This window comes from Hyphococcus luteus (assembly GCF_002943565.1).
In the GTDB taxonomy this organism is placed as follows: Bacteria; Pseudomonadota; Alphaproteobacteria; order Caulobacterales; family Parvularculaceae; genus Hyphococcus; species Hyphococcus luteus.
In genome coordinates, this window is record NZ_PJCH01000005.1 from 473,422 (window position 1) to 487,177 (window position 13,756).

Consider the following 13,756-nt stretch of genomic DNA (forward strand, 5'->3'; position numbering starts at 1 on the left):
AACGAGAAAATTTATGACCCCTTAAGAGGCGGCGACGAACGGCGGCAAGCACAGGCGGGCCGCGCTTTTCATGTCAGTTTTCCATGGAGAGAATGATGGAAAAGCCGACGACCATGAAGATCGCGAGCGGGAAAAAGGCGCCGATGATCGCCGGCACGACGCCGAGCGCGCCGAGCGCAAGCGCGAGATTTTCAGCGACGAAATAGCCGAAGCCGAGCGCCGCCCCGGTGACCGCGCGCGCCAGAAGCACGCCCTGGCGGTGAACCCCGAAGCCGGCGATAGCCCCGAGCAGCGGCATGACGAGCGTCGCCATGGGTTTGGAAAAGCGGCTCAAAAGCTGGGTCATGGGCCCCCTTGTGTCGGCCCGGTCCTGCCCCAGCTGGCGGATCTGAGCGGCGAGCTCCGGCAGGCTGGTCTGTTCCGGCTCCAGGGTCATGGCGAACAGGAGTTCAGGGTCGAGGCTGTTGGTCCAGATCAGTTCCGCCGCATAACTCGCCTCCTGGGTCAGCGCGTCGAGCGTGCGCACCGCGTAAAGCCGCCAGGCGCCGTCCTCGAAACGGGCCGCCCGCGCTTCGATTGTTTTGGAGATGAGGCCGTCACTCAGATCGACGATGCTGACGCCGGTGAGCATGACCGCGTCATCGAGACGCGCGGCGCTCGCCGCCGAAATGAACTCGCCGTCATAGGTGATGCGAATGTCCGTGCGCGTCTCGCTTTCGGGCGGCAGCCCGGCGGCGTAGTCGTTCACTTCCCAGTAATCGAGCTCTTCCGAGGCGCCCACCACGACGAGTTCATGGAAAACGAAATGCGACAGCGCAATCAGCGCGCAGACAAAACCGAGCGGGAACAGAACGCGATGCACCGACATGCCGGCGGCGCGCATCACCGTGATCTCGCTCGTATGGCTAAGGCCCGCCAGCGTCAGAACGACGCCCAAAAGCGCGGCGAACGGCGTGAACTGGCTGATGATCTGCGGCGCGCGCAGGGAGACGTAACGCACCATGGAATCGACCCCGGCGCCTTCCGCGGAGAGGATGTCGCTCGACCGGTTCAGAAGATCGAGCATCTGCAAAATGATGACGAAAAAAATGAGCAGGCCCGCGAAGCGGAGCAAAAACATCCGCCCGACATAATGCGTGAAAATATTGCGTGCGAAAATCATTCAGCCGCGTCCGCCGCCGGCGCAGCGATGCGCACCGTTTCTTCCGTTCGCCGCGACATGACCTTCGCGGAGCGGGCCTGATCGATCGATCCGCTGTAAAGAAAGGCGGAGAGGAGAACGAAGATGAAGAACACGCCCCACATGCTGACGAGCGGCGACAACTCGCCTTTCGCCGCGACGACCATGCCCCATTCCTCCAGGATCTCGTGATAGACGATGAGGATCGCGACGCCCACGACCGGCTTTAAATTTGAGGCGCGCCGGCGCCCCGTCACGCCCATGGCGACGCCGAGGATCGGCAACACCAGAAAGGTCAGGGGATGCAGGATGCGCCAGTGCAGGCCGGCTTTGTAATCACTATAGAGCTCGGCAGTTGGCGGTTCAGCGCGCAGATATCGCACAATCTCATTGATGGTCGCCTCGCGCTCGTCGCCGCCGCGGTCGCGGAAGACGCCAATCGCCGGCAGGTCGAGTTCGAGGTCGAAACTGTCGGAGTCGAGCGTATCGATTTTGTCGCCAAGGGCGTTGATGAAAACCTGGCGTCCGTCCTGAAGTTTTAAAAGGAGCGAACTGATTTCCGGCGTTGTCGAGATGGAGCCGTAACGCGCGGTGATGATCGTCTTGCCGCCGTCGCTCGCTTCACGCTCAAGATAGATGTCGCGCGCCTCGCGCGTTTCGGCGTTGATTTCGCCGAGCCGAATGGTGACGCCGTCGCTGATCTCGACAAACTCGCCGGCCGGGATCTTGATGCCGAGCGCGCCGGAAGTCACGTCGAAACGGATCTCCTGATATTTATAGCGCGCGAAAGGCTGGACATAGGCGACGAGGAGAAAGTCGAGCGCCATCAAAAGGACGATGAGCATGTAGACCGGGCGCATCAGCCGTCCGAAAGAGGCGCCGGAAGAGCTCAAGGCGTCGAGCTCCGACGACATGGAGAGATTGCGGAAGGCCAGCATGATCCCAAGGAAAGCCCCAAGCGGCAGGGCGAGCCCGAAATAATGGGGCACCAGATTGGCGAGCATGCGCCACACGACGTCCACCGGCCCCTGCTCGGCCAGGACGAAATCGAACAGCCGCAGCATGTGCTCCATCAGGAGCAGCATCCCCGCCACGCACAGCGCCAGGATCAAAGGCGTGGCGACAGCGCGCAGGATATAGCGGTCAATAAGATGCATGAACGGGAACGCACCTGTGAAAAGGCGAACAAGACGGCGCGCGGGAAGCGCCGCCGGAAACACGGTCTGTAGCGAATTCCGCGCCGTTTCGGAAGGCGATCCTGAAAAAACCGCCGTTTTTCAAGCCCTGACCGCCTCCGGCGGGGCGGGGCGGTATTCGGTGCGGGCAAGATGGGCGGTGGCGAAGAACATGGCGATGTTGAAAACTTGAGAAAGCCCCGCCTCGGCGACCAGCATGCCCGCCACCGCCGCCTCCGGCGCGCCGACGATCGGGGCGAGGCTCAGAGCCGCGCCGAGATAGACGATGTCCTGGTTGGGCAGGAAAGGCACGCGGCTGAGGACCAGCTGCATGGCGATGAAGGTCATCCAGGCCATGACCGGCGCGCCGGGGAGCGCGGAGGCGTACATCGCCGCATGGAGGAGGATGATCAGCGCCTGGCGCCCGCTGTGAACGCCGATGAGCTTGGGCATCACGCCCTTCGGCAGCGCCATGAGCTTGTCCCGGAAAATCATGACGAGGAGCGACAGCGTGCCGGCGGAAAGAAAAGCGAGGGCGAACAGCCAGCCGGCGCCGGGAAACGCGTCGAGCCCCGCCTTGAGGCCGCCGGTCGCGGCGAGGGCCAGGATCAAGATCACCGTTGCGGCGTTCGAGGCGAAGGCGGAGAGAAGGTTGTTGTCCTTGACGCCGACGAGAATTTTCTTGTGCGGCAAAGCGAGGCGCCGGCGCGCCCAGATCGTCAGGAAAGCTTCGCCGGAATAGCCCATGACCGCGAAATTATAAACGCGCTTTCTGATGAAGACGAAGAAGTGGCGCACCAGCGACTGCGACCAGACGATCTCGTAAATGGCGAGCTCGGATATGGGCAGCGCCAGAAACCGCAAAAGAAAGAAAAGATAAAACCAGGGCGAAGACGGCAGGGCGCCGATCACCTCGCGCCAGCCGAGATGGGTGAGCTTGTAGACGAGATACGCGACGATGCCGGCGAGCAGCGCGTATTGAATAACTTTCAACGCCTTTTGAACGTCTTCGCGCTCACGCAAGCGCCGCCAGCGATCGCGCGCCCTCGCGCCTGCGGATTTGAGCAAGGGAACGATCATTGCCGGGGGGTTGCGTTTCAGGCCGCGTGGCGGCGCGAGGCCGCTGCGGGACGGGCGTGACGCCGGGAGGGCTGAAACTGGTCGAGCGCTTCGTAATAATGCCCCACCAGCTCGGCGAGCACCGCGTCCCAGGAAAACCGCCCGCTCTTTTCGCGCGCGGCTCGCCCGTAATGCTGGCGCAGGGCCTTGTCGCCCGCCAGCTGCGCCAGCTTGTCGGCAAAGCCCGCCGCATTGGACTCGGCGAGATAGCCGGTGACGCCATCTTCGATGAGCGACCGGCTGCCGGCCGCCGCCGCCCCGATGGAGGGAAGGCCCGAGGCCATGGCTTCGAGCGTCACATTGCCGAAGGTTTCGGTGATCGACGGATTGAAGAATATATCGGCGCTGGCGTAGGCGCGGGCGAGCTCTTCGCCCTGCAGATAACCGGTGAAAACGCCGTCCGGCAGGAGCTGCGAAAAGTTTTCGCGCTCCGGCCCGTCGCCGACGATCAGGGCTTTCAGATTGGGCGTTGACGCTCTCGCCTGCTGGAAGGCGTCGACGAAAATGTCGATGCCTTTTTCAAGGACGAGACGCCCCACAAAGGCGGCGACCACATCATCCGTCCGGAAACCGTTCGCCTCGCGCCAGGCCATGTCGCGGCGCGCCGGATTGAAAAGATCGCCGTCGACGCCGCGCGTCCATAGGCGGATGTCCTCGCCGATGCCGTCGCGCTCAAGCTCATCGACCATGGAATGGGACGGCGCGTAAACATGTTCGCAGCGGCTGTAGAAATAGCGCATATAGCGGGTCAGGTATTTTTCGAGCCAGCCCAGATTGTAATAGCGCGGATAGGTGTCGAAGCGCGTATGGAACGAGGCCACCGCCGGCACGCCGAATTTGCGCGCGTAATTCAAGGCGCCGAAGCCGGTATAGTCGGGCGCCGCGATATGGACGATGTCGGGCCGGAAACTGTCGAGGGCGCGTTTGCATTTCCCGTGAAGGCCGAGCCCGAAGCGATATTCGCTGCGCTTGCCGGGGAGGGCGAAAGAAGGAACGGAAATCAGCGTGCCGGAATGCTTGAAGGCCGGCGTGTCGTTGGTCGGCGCAAAAACCAGCGCCTCGTGCCCTTCGCGCTCGAGATAGGCGACAAGCGAATTGAGGGCGCGCACCGGCCCGTCCATCACATAATTATAATTGCCGGAGAATAGAGCAACGCGCAGCTTGCGGTCTGTTCTCGAAAAGGACGCGCTCATCGCTTCGCTCAATACTGCTTTCCGACTATTCCTGGCCTGCCAGTCTGACTTGGGGCGCTGAGCCCGGGGCGAGAGAAACGCCGCCCCCTCTGGAGCGCGAAAAGAGCACTATCGGCGCCAATGATCAACTCCTCGCGAGCGCCGAAACAGCGCGCCCGGCGCCCGTTTTAAGCGTCGCGCTGGCCCTCGATCCAGTCGATGAAAAGGGCGGAGATGTCGGCCCCGCCAAAACGGCGCACCTCTTGCACGCCGGTGGGCGACGTGACGTTTATTTCCGTCAGATAATCGCCGATGACGTCGATCCCGGCGAAAACCAGACCCCGCTCGGCCAACACCGGACCGATCCGGTCGCAGATTTCCTGATCCCGCTCGTTCATCTCCGCCGCTTCGGCGCGCCCGCCCACATGCATGTTGGAGCGCGTCTCGCCCTTGGCGGGCACCCGGTTGATCGCCCCCACCGCCTCGCCATCGAGCAGGATGATGCGCTTGTCGCCCTTTTTCACGTCGGGCAGGAATTTCTGAATGATCGCGGGCTCTTCATACGCTTCGGCGAAAAGCTCCAGAAGCGCGTTGAAATTGCCGTCGTCGCTCGACAGCTTGAAGACGCCGGCGCCGCCATTGCCGTAAAGCGGTTTGACGATGACGTCGCCGTGCTGTTCCCGGAAGGCGCGCATCGCCGCTTCGTCGCGGGTGATGAGCGTCGGCGGCGTCAGATCCGCAAATTCGGTGACGAAGAGTTTTTCCGGCGCGTCGCGGATCGAGCGCGGATTGTTCAGCACAAGGACATCCGGGACGAGACGTTCGAGAATCTGCGCCGCCGTGATGTAAGCCATGTTGAAAGGCGGGTCCTGGCGCACCAGCACCACATCCACGCCGCGAAGATCGATCACCTCCGGCGCGGCGAGTTTCACATGCTCGCCCTGATCGCGCTTTAAATGCTCGACCTTGCGCGCGCGCGCCCTGACAGAGCCGCCGTCGAGCTGCAGCATTTGCGGCTGATAGACCCAGATTTCGTGGCCGCGCCCGAAAGCTTCAAGAGCCATGTCAAAAGAGGTGTCGGCGTCGACGTCGACCGCCTCGATAGGGTCCATCTGAATGGCGATCTTCATCATAAAGCCTGTCCTGAATAAGGGCGTCTAAAGCTTTGCCGGGGCGGGAAGCGCGACATGGCTGACGACCTTTTCCACCCCCGCGACGGTTCGCGCAAGCTCCAGCGCGCGGTCAAGTTCGGCCTCGCTGCGGGCGACGCCGAGAAGATAGACGACGGCGCCGGAAACCGCGATCTTGTAATGGGAGCCGACGACGTCCTTATCGGTCATCAGCTTCAGCCGCAGAGCGTTGTCGATGCGCGCGTCTTCAAAGCCCTGCCCCATGGAGGTGCCGTCGCCGATGAAAACTTCGTCGATCACTTCTTTGACATTCTCCGCTTTCCAGGCGTTCTCGATGAGTTTTTCCCGGCCGGCTTCGGTCGGCATGGTGCCGGTGAGCAGGAGCCGGCCCTCGTAAAGCGTGATGTCGACATCGCCATAGTCATGCGTGCGGTCGGAAAAGAGCACGCTTTTCAATTCAGCGTTGCCGGAAAGGTCGGCGAAGCTGTCGTCGAGATTGCGGCTCGAGGCGCAGGCGGACAGCAAAAGCGCGGCGGCCAGAACCGTGAGACGGATGACGGATTTCATGTGGAGACTCCTTTGCGCGCGGGGCCGGTTTTCTTCGCGGGCGAACCTTTTTCTATCCATTGTTTCGCCTCCGAAGAAAACCGGCCCGCGCCTCAATATTCATTCACCTTCGCGCCAGGCGTCCGGCTTGTGGCGCACCCGAAGCCCCGAGACCGCAAGGATATCGTAACGCATGACGCACTCTGCAAGATGGGCCCGGCGCGCGAGAAAAAGCCCCGCCGCCCGCTCGATGCGCCGGCGCGCGGACGCCGTCACCGCCTCCACCGCCTGATCGGCGGTCCCCCGCGCTTTCACCTTGGCGAAGACAAGGAGGGGTCCCCGTTTCGCGATCAGATCGATTTCCCCGGCAGGCGTCTTGAAGCGCCTTTCGAGGATCGCAAAGCCTTTCAGCATAAGCGTGAGAGAGGCCAGAAACTCCGCCCGGCGCCCGCCCCGCTCGGCCCTGCGCCGGCGGTCGGTCTCTGCGCCCGGCGTCACCTCCCGTCCTTGAGGGCGAGGGCGCGGGCGTAAGCCGCCTTGCGCGGGACCAACAGCGTTTCGGCGGCCGCGGCCGCAGCCTCCTTGACGCTCATGGTCTGAAGGGCGGTTTCGAGAAAAGCGTCGATATCTGCATCTCCGGCTTCTCGGCTTTCCGGCGGAAAGACGAGAATGACGATTTCGCCTTTGGCCGGCGTCTCTTCATAAAGCGCGGCCAAGTCGGCAAGCGTTGCTTCGCGGAACTCCTCATGCAGCTTCGTCAGCTCGCGGGCGACGACGGCGCGCCTTTTGCCGAACGCTTCCGCCATCGCCGAAAGCGCGCCCGCAAGACGCGGCGCGGTTTCATAAAAAACCAGCGTCGCATCGACCGGCGCCAGCGCCGCCAGCGCTTTTGCGCGCGCACCCGGTTTCGGCGGCAAAAAGCCCGCAAAGAAAAACCGGTCGCTTGGCGCCCCCGCGGCGGAAAGCGCCGCGACGCCGGCATTGGCGCCAGGCACGGGGAAAACGGCGATCCCGGCGTCCCGCGCCTCGCGCACCAGCTTGTAGCCGGGATCGGAGATCAGCGGCGTGCCCGCATCGCTGACGAGCGCGATCACCGCGCCGTCTTGCAGTTTTTTAAGAATGCCCGGCCGGGCCCTCGCCGCATTGTGCTCATGATAGGGCGCGCGCGGGGTCTCTATCCCGTAAGCGCTCATCAGCTTCGCCGTCTGGCGGGTGTCCTCGCACAGGATGAGATCGGCTTTCTTGAGGATTTCCACCGCGCGATAGGTCATGTCGGCGAGATTGCCGATGGGCGTCGCCGTCACATAAAGGCCAGGTTCCGGGTGTATGGCAGAGGCCAAGGTCTTGTTCGTCCTAGGGTTCGTTGACTTTAGCCATGAACGGCGGGAACGGCGGCGTCAATCGCCCCCTCTATTACCAAGTTCTGGCCGTTTACGCCGCTCCCGGCGGCGGCTAGTCTCGCGGCCCATCCTTGGGGCACTCGGGCCAAGGAACATCAGGGCCAAAACGAAGGACGTTGAGCGCATGCGGTTTTTCCTCACCCCGACCTTGAAAGCCTTGCTCGCCTTGCTGGCGGCGGCCGCGCTTGCGGCCTGCGAAACAGGCGCGCCGAGCCGGCCTTCCGCCGGACCGGTGATCTCCAGCGACGAGCCGCTTCCGCCCTCTCCTCTGGAGGAAGGCGAAGGCGTTTTCGAGGAAGCCGAGCGCTATGACCGCCGTGCTTTCGTGCGCCCGCCCCATATGGAGGGCGAGGAGCCGGTGCGGGTCGGGCTTCTCCTGCCCTTTTCCGCCAAGAGCGAAGCCGCCCGCCGGGTCGCCTCGTCTATGTTCGACGCCGCCCAGCTCGCTGTCTTCGACGCCGGCGAGAAGAACTTTCTCCTGATCCCCAAAGACACCCGCGGCGAGGCCGAAGGCGCCGCCGCCGCCGCCCGTTCCGCGCTTTCCGACGGGGCGGAGATCATTCTCGGGCCGCTGTTTGCGGATTCGGTCGAGGCCGCCGCCAATGTGACGCGCGCCGCCTCGACGCCGATGATCGCCTTTTCATCCGACCTCACCGCGGCGGGCGACGGCGTCTTCCTTCTTTCCTTTCCGCCGGAACTCGAGATCGCCCGGGTCACCGAATATGCGATGTCGCAGGAAATGACGCGCTTCGGCGTGCTCGCGCCCATGACCAAATATGGCGACCGCGTCTCCGGCGCCTTCGCCGAGGAAGTCTTCGCGCGGGGCGGCGTCATCGTGCATGAGGAACGCTACCAGCAAGAGCCCGACGCCATGCTCGCGCCGGCCAAGCGCCTCGCCAAATATTCCCAGCAAATCATTCCCGAGGAAATGCGCCACGGCTATGAGGGCGACCGCTCAGAGCCGCTGCCCGAAGACGCCAGCACCGAAGCCGGCTACACGCAGGGCTATCAGGCGGTGCTGATGCCGGAACAGGGCACGCTGCTCCGCGCCCTGGCGCCGCTCCTGCCCTACTACAATGTGGACATCAACCGGGTGAAAATTCTCGGCGTTTCGACCTGGAACAATCCGCGCCTGACGCGCGAGCCGGCGCTGCGCGGCGGCTGGTTTGCGGCGCCCGATCCGACCATCACCGCGAATTTCGAAAAGCATTTCAACGACGCCTTCGGCGCCAACCCGCCGCGGCTCGCCTCGCTCGCTTATGACGCGACGCTGCTTTCGGCGCGGCTCGCCGCAAACCACCGCCGCCGCGACCGTTTCGACGCGGAGTCCATCGCCGATCCCAACGGCTATTTCGGCGCGGACGGGCTCTTCCGGCTCAACCCGGACGGCACGGTGGACCGCGGCCTCGCCATTCTTGAAATCCAGCCCGGCGGCATTCAGGTCATCGACCCGGCGCCGCGCAGCTTCTCGCCAGCCTACTAAATCCGTTTTCAACAAGAAGAATAATCCGCAAAGGGAGCTTTTCTTGGTCCGCGTTCTTTCCCGCCCCACCCTATCAGCTTTGGCGCCGGCGCTTGCCGCGCTTTTCCTTGCAGGCCCCGCCGCCGCCGAACCGGCGCTGGAGCATGAAACGGCGCCGCTGCTGATCGCCGCCGCTGAAAAAGCCAAAGCCAACGCCGGCAATCTCTACGCCTTCACCGTGGAGCACTGGTCGAGCAATGGCGAGAAGGAAGCCCTCGTCACACTGCATTACGATCCGCGCCTTGACGAAGGCGCGCGCTGGCAGGTGCTGTCGCCGGCGGAAGACAACCTCGACAAGGCGGCGAAGAAAACGCTTTCCAAGCTGCGCAAGGCGGAGATGGACGGCAATCCGGTGCTCTATGACAAGCTCGACGAAATGATCGAGGCCGCGGAGTTCGTGGAGGAAGACGAGACGCAGGCGGTCTATGTGGCGCAGGTCGATGAGGACGAGTTCCCGAAAGACGCGCTCGAGGTTTACATCACGCTTAACAAGCCCGGCGCCTATGTCTCGAAGATCGAGGTGCGCTCGAAAAAAGCGTTCAAGCCCATGGCCATCGCCAAGGTGGAGCATCTCGTCGAAAGCCGCCGCTTCGCGCCGCCTGAAGGCGACGGCCCGGCCTTCATCGCGTCAACGCAGGGCCTCGTCGAAGGCGAGGCGATGTTCCGGCATTTCGAACAGCACACCCGCCAGACCTTTTCCGACATCGAAAAAGTCGGCGTCGCAGAAGAGGCGGCGGGGGAGTAAATTAGCCGCTCATTCCCGCGAAAGCGGGAATCCACACATAAATTGAGCTTTAGGAGCGGTGAATGCAATTCCTTGATGGGAGCGCTGAAGCGCGCCTTTGGGCGCTTGAGCGGCGGCTCTTATGGATTCCCGCTTTCGCGGGAATGAGCGGAGAGTGTAAGCGCAAACCATGCAGAAATTCCTCATCACCACCGGGATCATCCTCTTGGTCACGGGGCTGTTCTGGCCGCTGATTTCGAAGCTCGGATTGGGTCGCCTGCCCGGCGACATCCGCATCGAGCGCGAAGGCTTCGTGTTCTATTTCCCGCTCACGACGATGGTCATCATCTCAATTGTCCTGACGCTGATTTTCAGGTTTTGGGGGAAGTGACCTTTAACGCTTGAATCAGTCTAGTGCTGAAATAGCGGCCGTTTTACGTTCTTTACGACACCGTCTGACGATATGCGCATTAGACTTGAAAACCGGTTGTAATATGGCTCGCAAATAGCCTCTGAGGCACCTGCCTCTTCAGCCGTCACTAAGCCATATTGTTTTTGCCAATCTGTATCAAAAGCTTTTTCATCCAAGAAGCCCGCAAAACAAAACCGTTCCAAGGCTTTTTCTTTTTTGCTGCGCAAAAGCGCCGCCTTCGATTGCATCAAAGCGGCGTCCCCAAGCGTCATCGATCCACGAGGAGCATCAAAGGCGTTGAGGAAAAACTCGTCCAACAGGCGATCGGCGCGGGCCTCATTGCCGGCCGATAAAAATTGAATCGCCGCCAAAGAGAGAATGCTCGGATACAGCCTGTCTTCGCCGGCAGCCTTATATCTTTTGGCAAGGAGCTCAGCCGCCCTGGCGGCTTGGCGCATCTCATGCTTAGTGCAGTTAGGCAACGCTATGGACGCAGCCTCAAGCGAGGTCTTCTCTTCACATGAACGCCTTTCGCTAGACGAAAGCGATGCCTCATCATTGCAACCAAGCGGATTTTCATATGCGTAGAGGTCGCCCTCGCTTTTTCCGCAACTGGGCGAGACCAAACAAGCGATGACTACGAATGTCGCAAGCCATGGCTCTGGTCTCATTGGTCAAACCCCTGTCGACCCAAACCCGCCGGTCCCGCGCGCGGTGTCGTCAAGCTCATCGACTTCCTCGAACGCCGCCTGGAACACCGGCGCGAAGACCATCTGGCCGATGCGGTCGCCGCGCTGGATGGTGAAGTCTTCGCTGCCGTGATTGATCAGGATCACCTTCAATTCGCCGCGATAGTCGGCGTCGATTGTGCCCGGCGCGTTGACGCAAGAAACGCCGTGTTTCGCCGCCAATCCGGAGCGCGGGCGCATCTGCGCCTCCCAGCCCGGCGGCAGGGCTATGGCGATGCCCGTCGGCGTCATATGGCGCTCGCCGGGTTTTAAGATGACGGGCTCGGTCACCGCCGCGCGCACGTCGCAGCCGGCCGCGAGCGCCGTTTCATAGCGCGGCAGCTCGAGCCCCTTTGCATGAGGCAGGCGTTTCACCTGCACTTTGAGCATCGCCGTTTCAGGATGGGATTTCAGCGCGGTCGCGGACATGGAATTCTCCTCACTCATCCAGACCGATTATCGCCTGACTCGCCCGCATTTGTTTCCCCAATTTATCCCCGCCATTTTCCCGAGAGTTTTCCCAAAAGAAAAGGGCGCCGAAGCGCCCCTTGAACTCCTGAATGATGCAACGCCTAGAGCGCGGCCTGAAGCTCTTTCAGGCGGTCGAGAGACTGTTGCGCGGCGAGTTTTTTCTCGTCCGTGTCGGCGTCGGCGAGGTCTTCCTCGGCGTCCTTCACCTTCTGGGCGATCGCCGCCGCATCGAGGTCTTCGGCCTTCATCGCCTCTTCGGCGAGGAGGGTGAGGCCCGCCGGGGAAATCTCCGCGAAACCGCCGCGCACGAAGATGCGGGCTTCGTCGGACCCGGTGCGGATGCGCACCATGCCCGGCGCCAGCGTCGTCATCAGCGGCGAATGGTTCGGCAACACGCCGAGCCAGCCTTCCGTCCCCGGAATGTCGACCTGGTCGACATCCGCGGACATCAGCTCTTTCTCCGGAGAGACGAGGTTGAAGTGAAGTTTATCGGCCATATCCCGTTACGCCGCTTCCGCCGCGAGGCGCTCGGCTTTTTCGACCGCGTCGTCGATAGATCCGACCATGTAGAACGCCGCCTCCGGCAGGTGGTCGTATTTGCCTTCGATCAGCCCTTTGAACGAACGCACCGTGTCCTCGACCGGCACCTGAATGCCCGGGAAGCCGGTGAAGACCTGCGCCACGTCAAACGGCTGCGACAGGAAGCGTTCCACTTTGCGCGCACGCGCGACAACGAGTTTGTCTTCTTCGGAAAGCTCGTCCATGCCGAGGATCGCGATGATGTCCTGCAGCGCCTTGTAGCGCTGAAGGATGCCCTGCACGTCGCGCGCGACCTGATAGTGCTCCTCGCCGACAATGCGCGGGTCGAGAATGCGCGAGGTGGAGTCGAGCGGGTCGACGGCCGGATAGATGCCTTTTTCGGAAATCGCGCGGTTCAGAACCGTCGTCGCGTCGAGGTGCGAGAACGATGTCGCCGGCGCCGGGTCAGTGAGGTCGTCGGCGGGCACGTAAATCGCCTGCACCGAGGTGATCGAGCCTTTGGTGGTCGTCGTAATGCGCTCTTGCATCTGGCCCATGTCTGTGGCGAGCGTCGGCTGATAGCCCACCGCCGAGGGGATGCGGCCCAAGAGCGCCGACACTTCCGAGCCGGCCTGCGTAAAGCGGAAGATGTTGTCGACGAAGAAGAGAACGTCCTGGCCCTGATCGCGGAAATGCTCCGCGACGGTGAGGCCGGAGAGCGCGACGCGGGCGCGGGCCCCCGGCGGCTCGTTCATCTGGCCGTAAATCAGCGAGCACTTGGAGCCTTCGGCCGAGCCGCCATGCTCTTGCGGGTTCTTGTTCACGCCGGATTCGATCATTTCCCAGTAAAGGTCGTTGCCTTCCCGGGTGCGCTCGCCGACGCCGGCGAACACCGAGTACCCGCCGTGCACTTTCGCGATGTTGTTGATGAGTTCCTGAATGAGAACCGTCTTGCCGACGCCCGCGCCGCCAAAGAGGCCGATCTTGCCGCCTTTCGCATAAGGGCAGAGGAGGTCGACGACCTTGATGCCGGTCGCCAGCATTTCCGCTTCCGTGGACTGCTCGACGAAGGACGGGGCCTCCTGATGGATGGCGCGCTTCGCCGAGGTCTTGATCGGACCGGCCTCGTCCACCGGTTCGCCGATGACGTTCATGATGCGGCCCAGGGTTTCGTCGCCGACGGGCACGGAGATCGCTTCGCCGGTGTCTTTCACCGCCGCGCCGCGCACGAGCCCTTCGGTCGAGTCCATCGCGATGGTTCTGACGGCGTTTTCGCCGAGATGCTGGGCGACCTCGAGAACGAGACGCTGCCCGTTATTATCGGTTTCCAGCGCATTCAGGATGGCCGGCAGTTGGTCGTCGAAAACGACGTCCACGACGGCGCCGATTACCTGGCTGATGCGGCCTTCATTGCTCATTTTTACGTCCTTCGCCTTAGTTCGTTCTTTGCGTTCGTAACTCGTTTTATAGCTGGCGGTGATCGTCTTGCCTTGAAAACGCTCCCCGCCATCCATGTCGTTTTGCGTCGCTTCGAGATAAGGGGCGGGCAAGGCCGTCATGGCGCGCCGCCCGCTCAATATCCGCAACACAATGAGGATGAACCGCACAATCTGCGAACTGACGTTCAAAGAAGCCCCCGCTTCCCACCCGGCCCGGAG

15 protein-coding genes are annotated in these 13,756 nt (G+C 62.5%); 3 read left to right on the forward strand and 12 right to left on the reverse strand.

Going from position 1 to position 13,756, the window contains the following annotated elements:
• Positions 1 to 73 precede the first annotated feature (73 nt).
• The 8 genes from lptG to rsmI all read right to left on the reverse strand — a co-directional run bounded on the left by lptG (position 74) and on the right by rsmI (position 7,662).
• On the reverse strand, positions 74 to 1,162 hold the full coding sequence (gene lptG, locus CW354_RS07210; protein ID WP_104829351.1) for an LPS export ABC transporter permease LptG: 1,089 nt from the start codon (positions 1,160 to 1,162) through the stop codon (positions 74 to 76).
• The gene (locus CW354_RS07215; RefSeq protein ID WP_133162210.1) at positions 1,159 to 2,337 is read right to left on the reverse strand and encodes an LptF/LptG family permease; all 1,179 of its coding nucleotides are present in this window, start codon (positions 2,335 to 2,337) and stop codon (positions 1,159 to 1,161) included. The genes lptG and CW354_RS07215 overlap by 4 nt, the downstream gene beginning before the upstream one ends.
• A gap of 120 nt (positions 2,338 to 2,457) precedes the next feature.
• Positions 2,458 to 3,423 (reverse strand): hypothetical protein, encoded by a 966-nt coding sequence (locus CW354_RS07220; protein WP_133162211.1) that lies wholly within the window; start codon positions 3,421 to 3,423, stop codon positions 2,458 to 2,460.
• 29 nt (positions 3,424 to 3,452) lie between these two features.
• Positions 3,453 to 4,667: a glycosyltransferase family 4 protein gene (locus CW354_RS07225; RefSeq protein WP_104830037.1), complete on the reverse strand. Its 1,215-nt coding sequence runs from the start codon at positions 4,665 to 4,667 to the stop codon at positions 3,453 to 3,455.
• 167 nt (positions 4,668 to 4,834) lie between these two features.
• The gene (gene gshB, locus CW354_RS07230) at positions 4,835 to 5,779 is read right to left on the reverse strand and encodes a glutathione synthase (RefSeq protein ID WP_207764709.1); all 945 of its coding nucleotides are present in this window, start codon (positions 5,777 to 5,779) and stop codon (positions 4,835 to 4,837) included.
• Between the two features lie 24 nt (positions 5,780 to 5,803).
• On the reverse strand, positions 5,804 to 6,343 hold the full coding sequence (locus CW354_RS07235) for a BON domain-containing protein (protein WP_165793569.1): 540 nt from the start codon (positions 6,341 to 6,343) through the stop codon (positions 5,804 to 5,806).
• Positions 6,344 to 6,442: 99 nt separating this feature from the next.
• A complete protein-coding gene (locus CW354_RS07240; protein ID WP_104829355.1) occupies positions 6,443 to 6,820 on the reverse strand; it encodes a YraN family protein in 378 nt (125 codons plus the stop codon).
• Positions 6,817 to 7,662: a 16S rRNA (cytidine(1402)-2'-O)-methyltransferase gene (rsmI, locus tag CW354_RS07245; protein WP_207764710.1), complete on the reverse strand. Its 846-nt coding sequence runs from the start codon at positions 7,660 to 7,662 to the stop codon at positions 6,817 to 6,819. Before rsmI ends, CW354_RS07240 begins: the two co-directional genes overlap by 4 nt.
• Positions 7,663 to 7,846: 184 nt before the next feature.
• Between rsmI and CW354_RS07250 the strand changes: the two genes are divergently transcribed.
• From CW354_RS07250 to CW354_RS07260, 3 genes are all read left to right on the forward strand, one after another.
• Positions 7,847 to 9,205 carry a penicillin-binding protein activator gene (locus CW354_RS07250; RefSeq protein WP_165793570.1) on the forward strand — a complete coding sequence of 453 codons (1,359 nt, stop codon included), beginning with the start codon at positions 7,847 to 7,849 and terminating at the stop codon, positions 9,203 to 9,205.
• Between the two features lie 43 nt (positions 9,206 to 9,248).
• The gene (locus tag CW354_RS07255) at positions 9,249 to 9,989 is read left to right on the forward strand and encodes a hypothetical protein (RefSeq protein WP_104829357.1); all 741 of its coding nucleotides are present in this window, start codon (positions 9,249 to 9,251) and stop codon (positions 9,987 to 9,989) included.
• A gap of 169 nt (positions 9,990 to 10,158) precedes the next feature.
• Entirely contained in the window at positions 10,159 to 10,359 is a 201-nt protein-coding gene (locus CW354_RS07260) for a DUF2905 domain-containing protein (protein WP_104829358.1), read from the forward strand.
• 20 nt (positions 10,360 to 10,379) lie between these two features.
• Here the strand turns inward: CW354_RS07260 and CW354_RS07265 are convergent, their stop codons facing one another.
• From CW354_RS07265 to atpD, 4 genes are all read right to left on the reverse strand, one after another.
• Positions 10,380 to 11,051, reverse strand: a complete 672-nt coding sequence (locus tag CW354_RS07265; RefSeq protein WP_133162212.1) for a hypothetical protein — start codon at positions 11,049 to 11,051, stop codon at positions 10,380 to 10,382.
• A 3-nt stretch (positions 11,052 to 11,054) separates the two neighbouring features.
• Positions 11,055 to 11,537 carry a dUTP diphosphatase gene (gene dut / locus CW354_RS07270; RefSeq protein ID WP_243396326.1) on the reverse strand — a complete coding sequence of 161 codons (483 nt, stop codon included), beginning with the start codon at positions 11,535 to 11,537 and terminating at the stop codon, positions 11,055 to 11,057.
• 143 nt (positions 11,538 to 11,680) lie between these two features.
• Positions 11,681 to 12,076, reverse strand: coding sequence for a F0F1 ATP synthase subunit epsilon (locus tag CW354_RS07275; protein ID WP_104829360.1), 396 nt, complete (start codon positions 12,074 to 12,076; stop codon positions 11,681 to 11,683).
• Positions 12,077 to 12,082: 6 nt separating this feature from the next.
• Entirely contained in the window at positions 12,083 to 13,612 is a 1,530-nt protein-coding gene (gene atpD / locus CW354_RS07280; protein ID WP_104830041.1) for a F0F1 ATP synthase subunit beta, read from the reverse strand.
• Positions 13,613 to 13,756 lie beyond the last annotated feature (144 nt).

Excerpts from the sequence above, each read along its gene's own strand:
- lptG (WP_104829351.1), bottom strand. The coding sequence starts at position 1,162 with ATGATTTTCGCACGCAATATTTTCACGCATTATGTCGGGCGGATGTTT.
- CW354_RS07215 (WP_133162210.1), bottom strand. The coding sequence starts at position 2,337 with ATGCATCTTATTGACCGCTATATCCTGCGCGCTGTCGCCACGCCTTTG.
- CW354_RS07225 (WP_104830037.1), bottom strand. The coding sequence starts at position 4,667 with ATGAGCGCGTCCTTTTCGAGAACAGACCGCAAGCTGCGCGTTGCTCTA.
- gshB (WP_207764709.1), bottom strand. The coding sequence starts at position 5,779 with ATGATGAAGATCGCCATTCAGATGGACCCTATCGAGGCGGTCGACGTC.
- CW354_RS07235 (WP_165793569.1), bottom strand. The coding sequence starts at position 6,343 with ATGAAATCCGTCATCCGTCTCACGGTTCTGGCCGCCGCGCTTTTGCTG.
- CW354_RS07250 (WP_165793570.1), top strand. The coding sequence starts at position 7,847 with ATGCGGTTTTTCCTCACCCCGACCTTGAAAGCCTTGCTCGCCTTGCTG.
- CW354_RS07260 (WP_104829358.1), top strand. The coding sequence starts at position 10,159 with ATGCAGAAATTCCTCATCACCACCGGGATCATCCTCTTGGTCACGGGG.
- CW354_RS07265 (WP_133162212.1), bottom strand. The coding sequence starts at position 11,051 with ATGAGACCAGAGCCATGGCTTGCGACATTCGTAGTCATCGCTTGTTTG.
- dut (WP_243396326.1), bottom strand. The coding sequence starts at position 11,537 with ATGTCCGCGACCGCGCTGAAATCCCATCCTGAAACGGCGATGCTCAAA.
- CW354_RS07275 (WP_104829360.1), bottom strand. The coding sequence starts at position 12,076 with ATGGCCGATAAACTTCACTTCAACCTCGTCTCTCCGGAGAAAGAGCTG.
- atpD (WP_104830041.1), bottom strand. The coding sequence starts at position 13,612 with ATGGATGGCGGGGAGCGTTTTCAAGGCAAGACGATCACCGCCAGCTAT.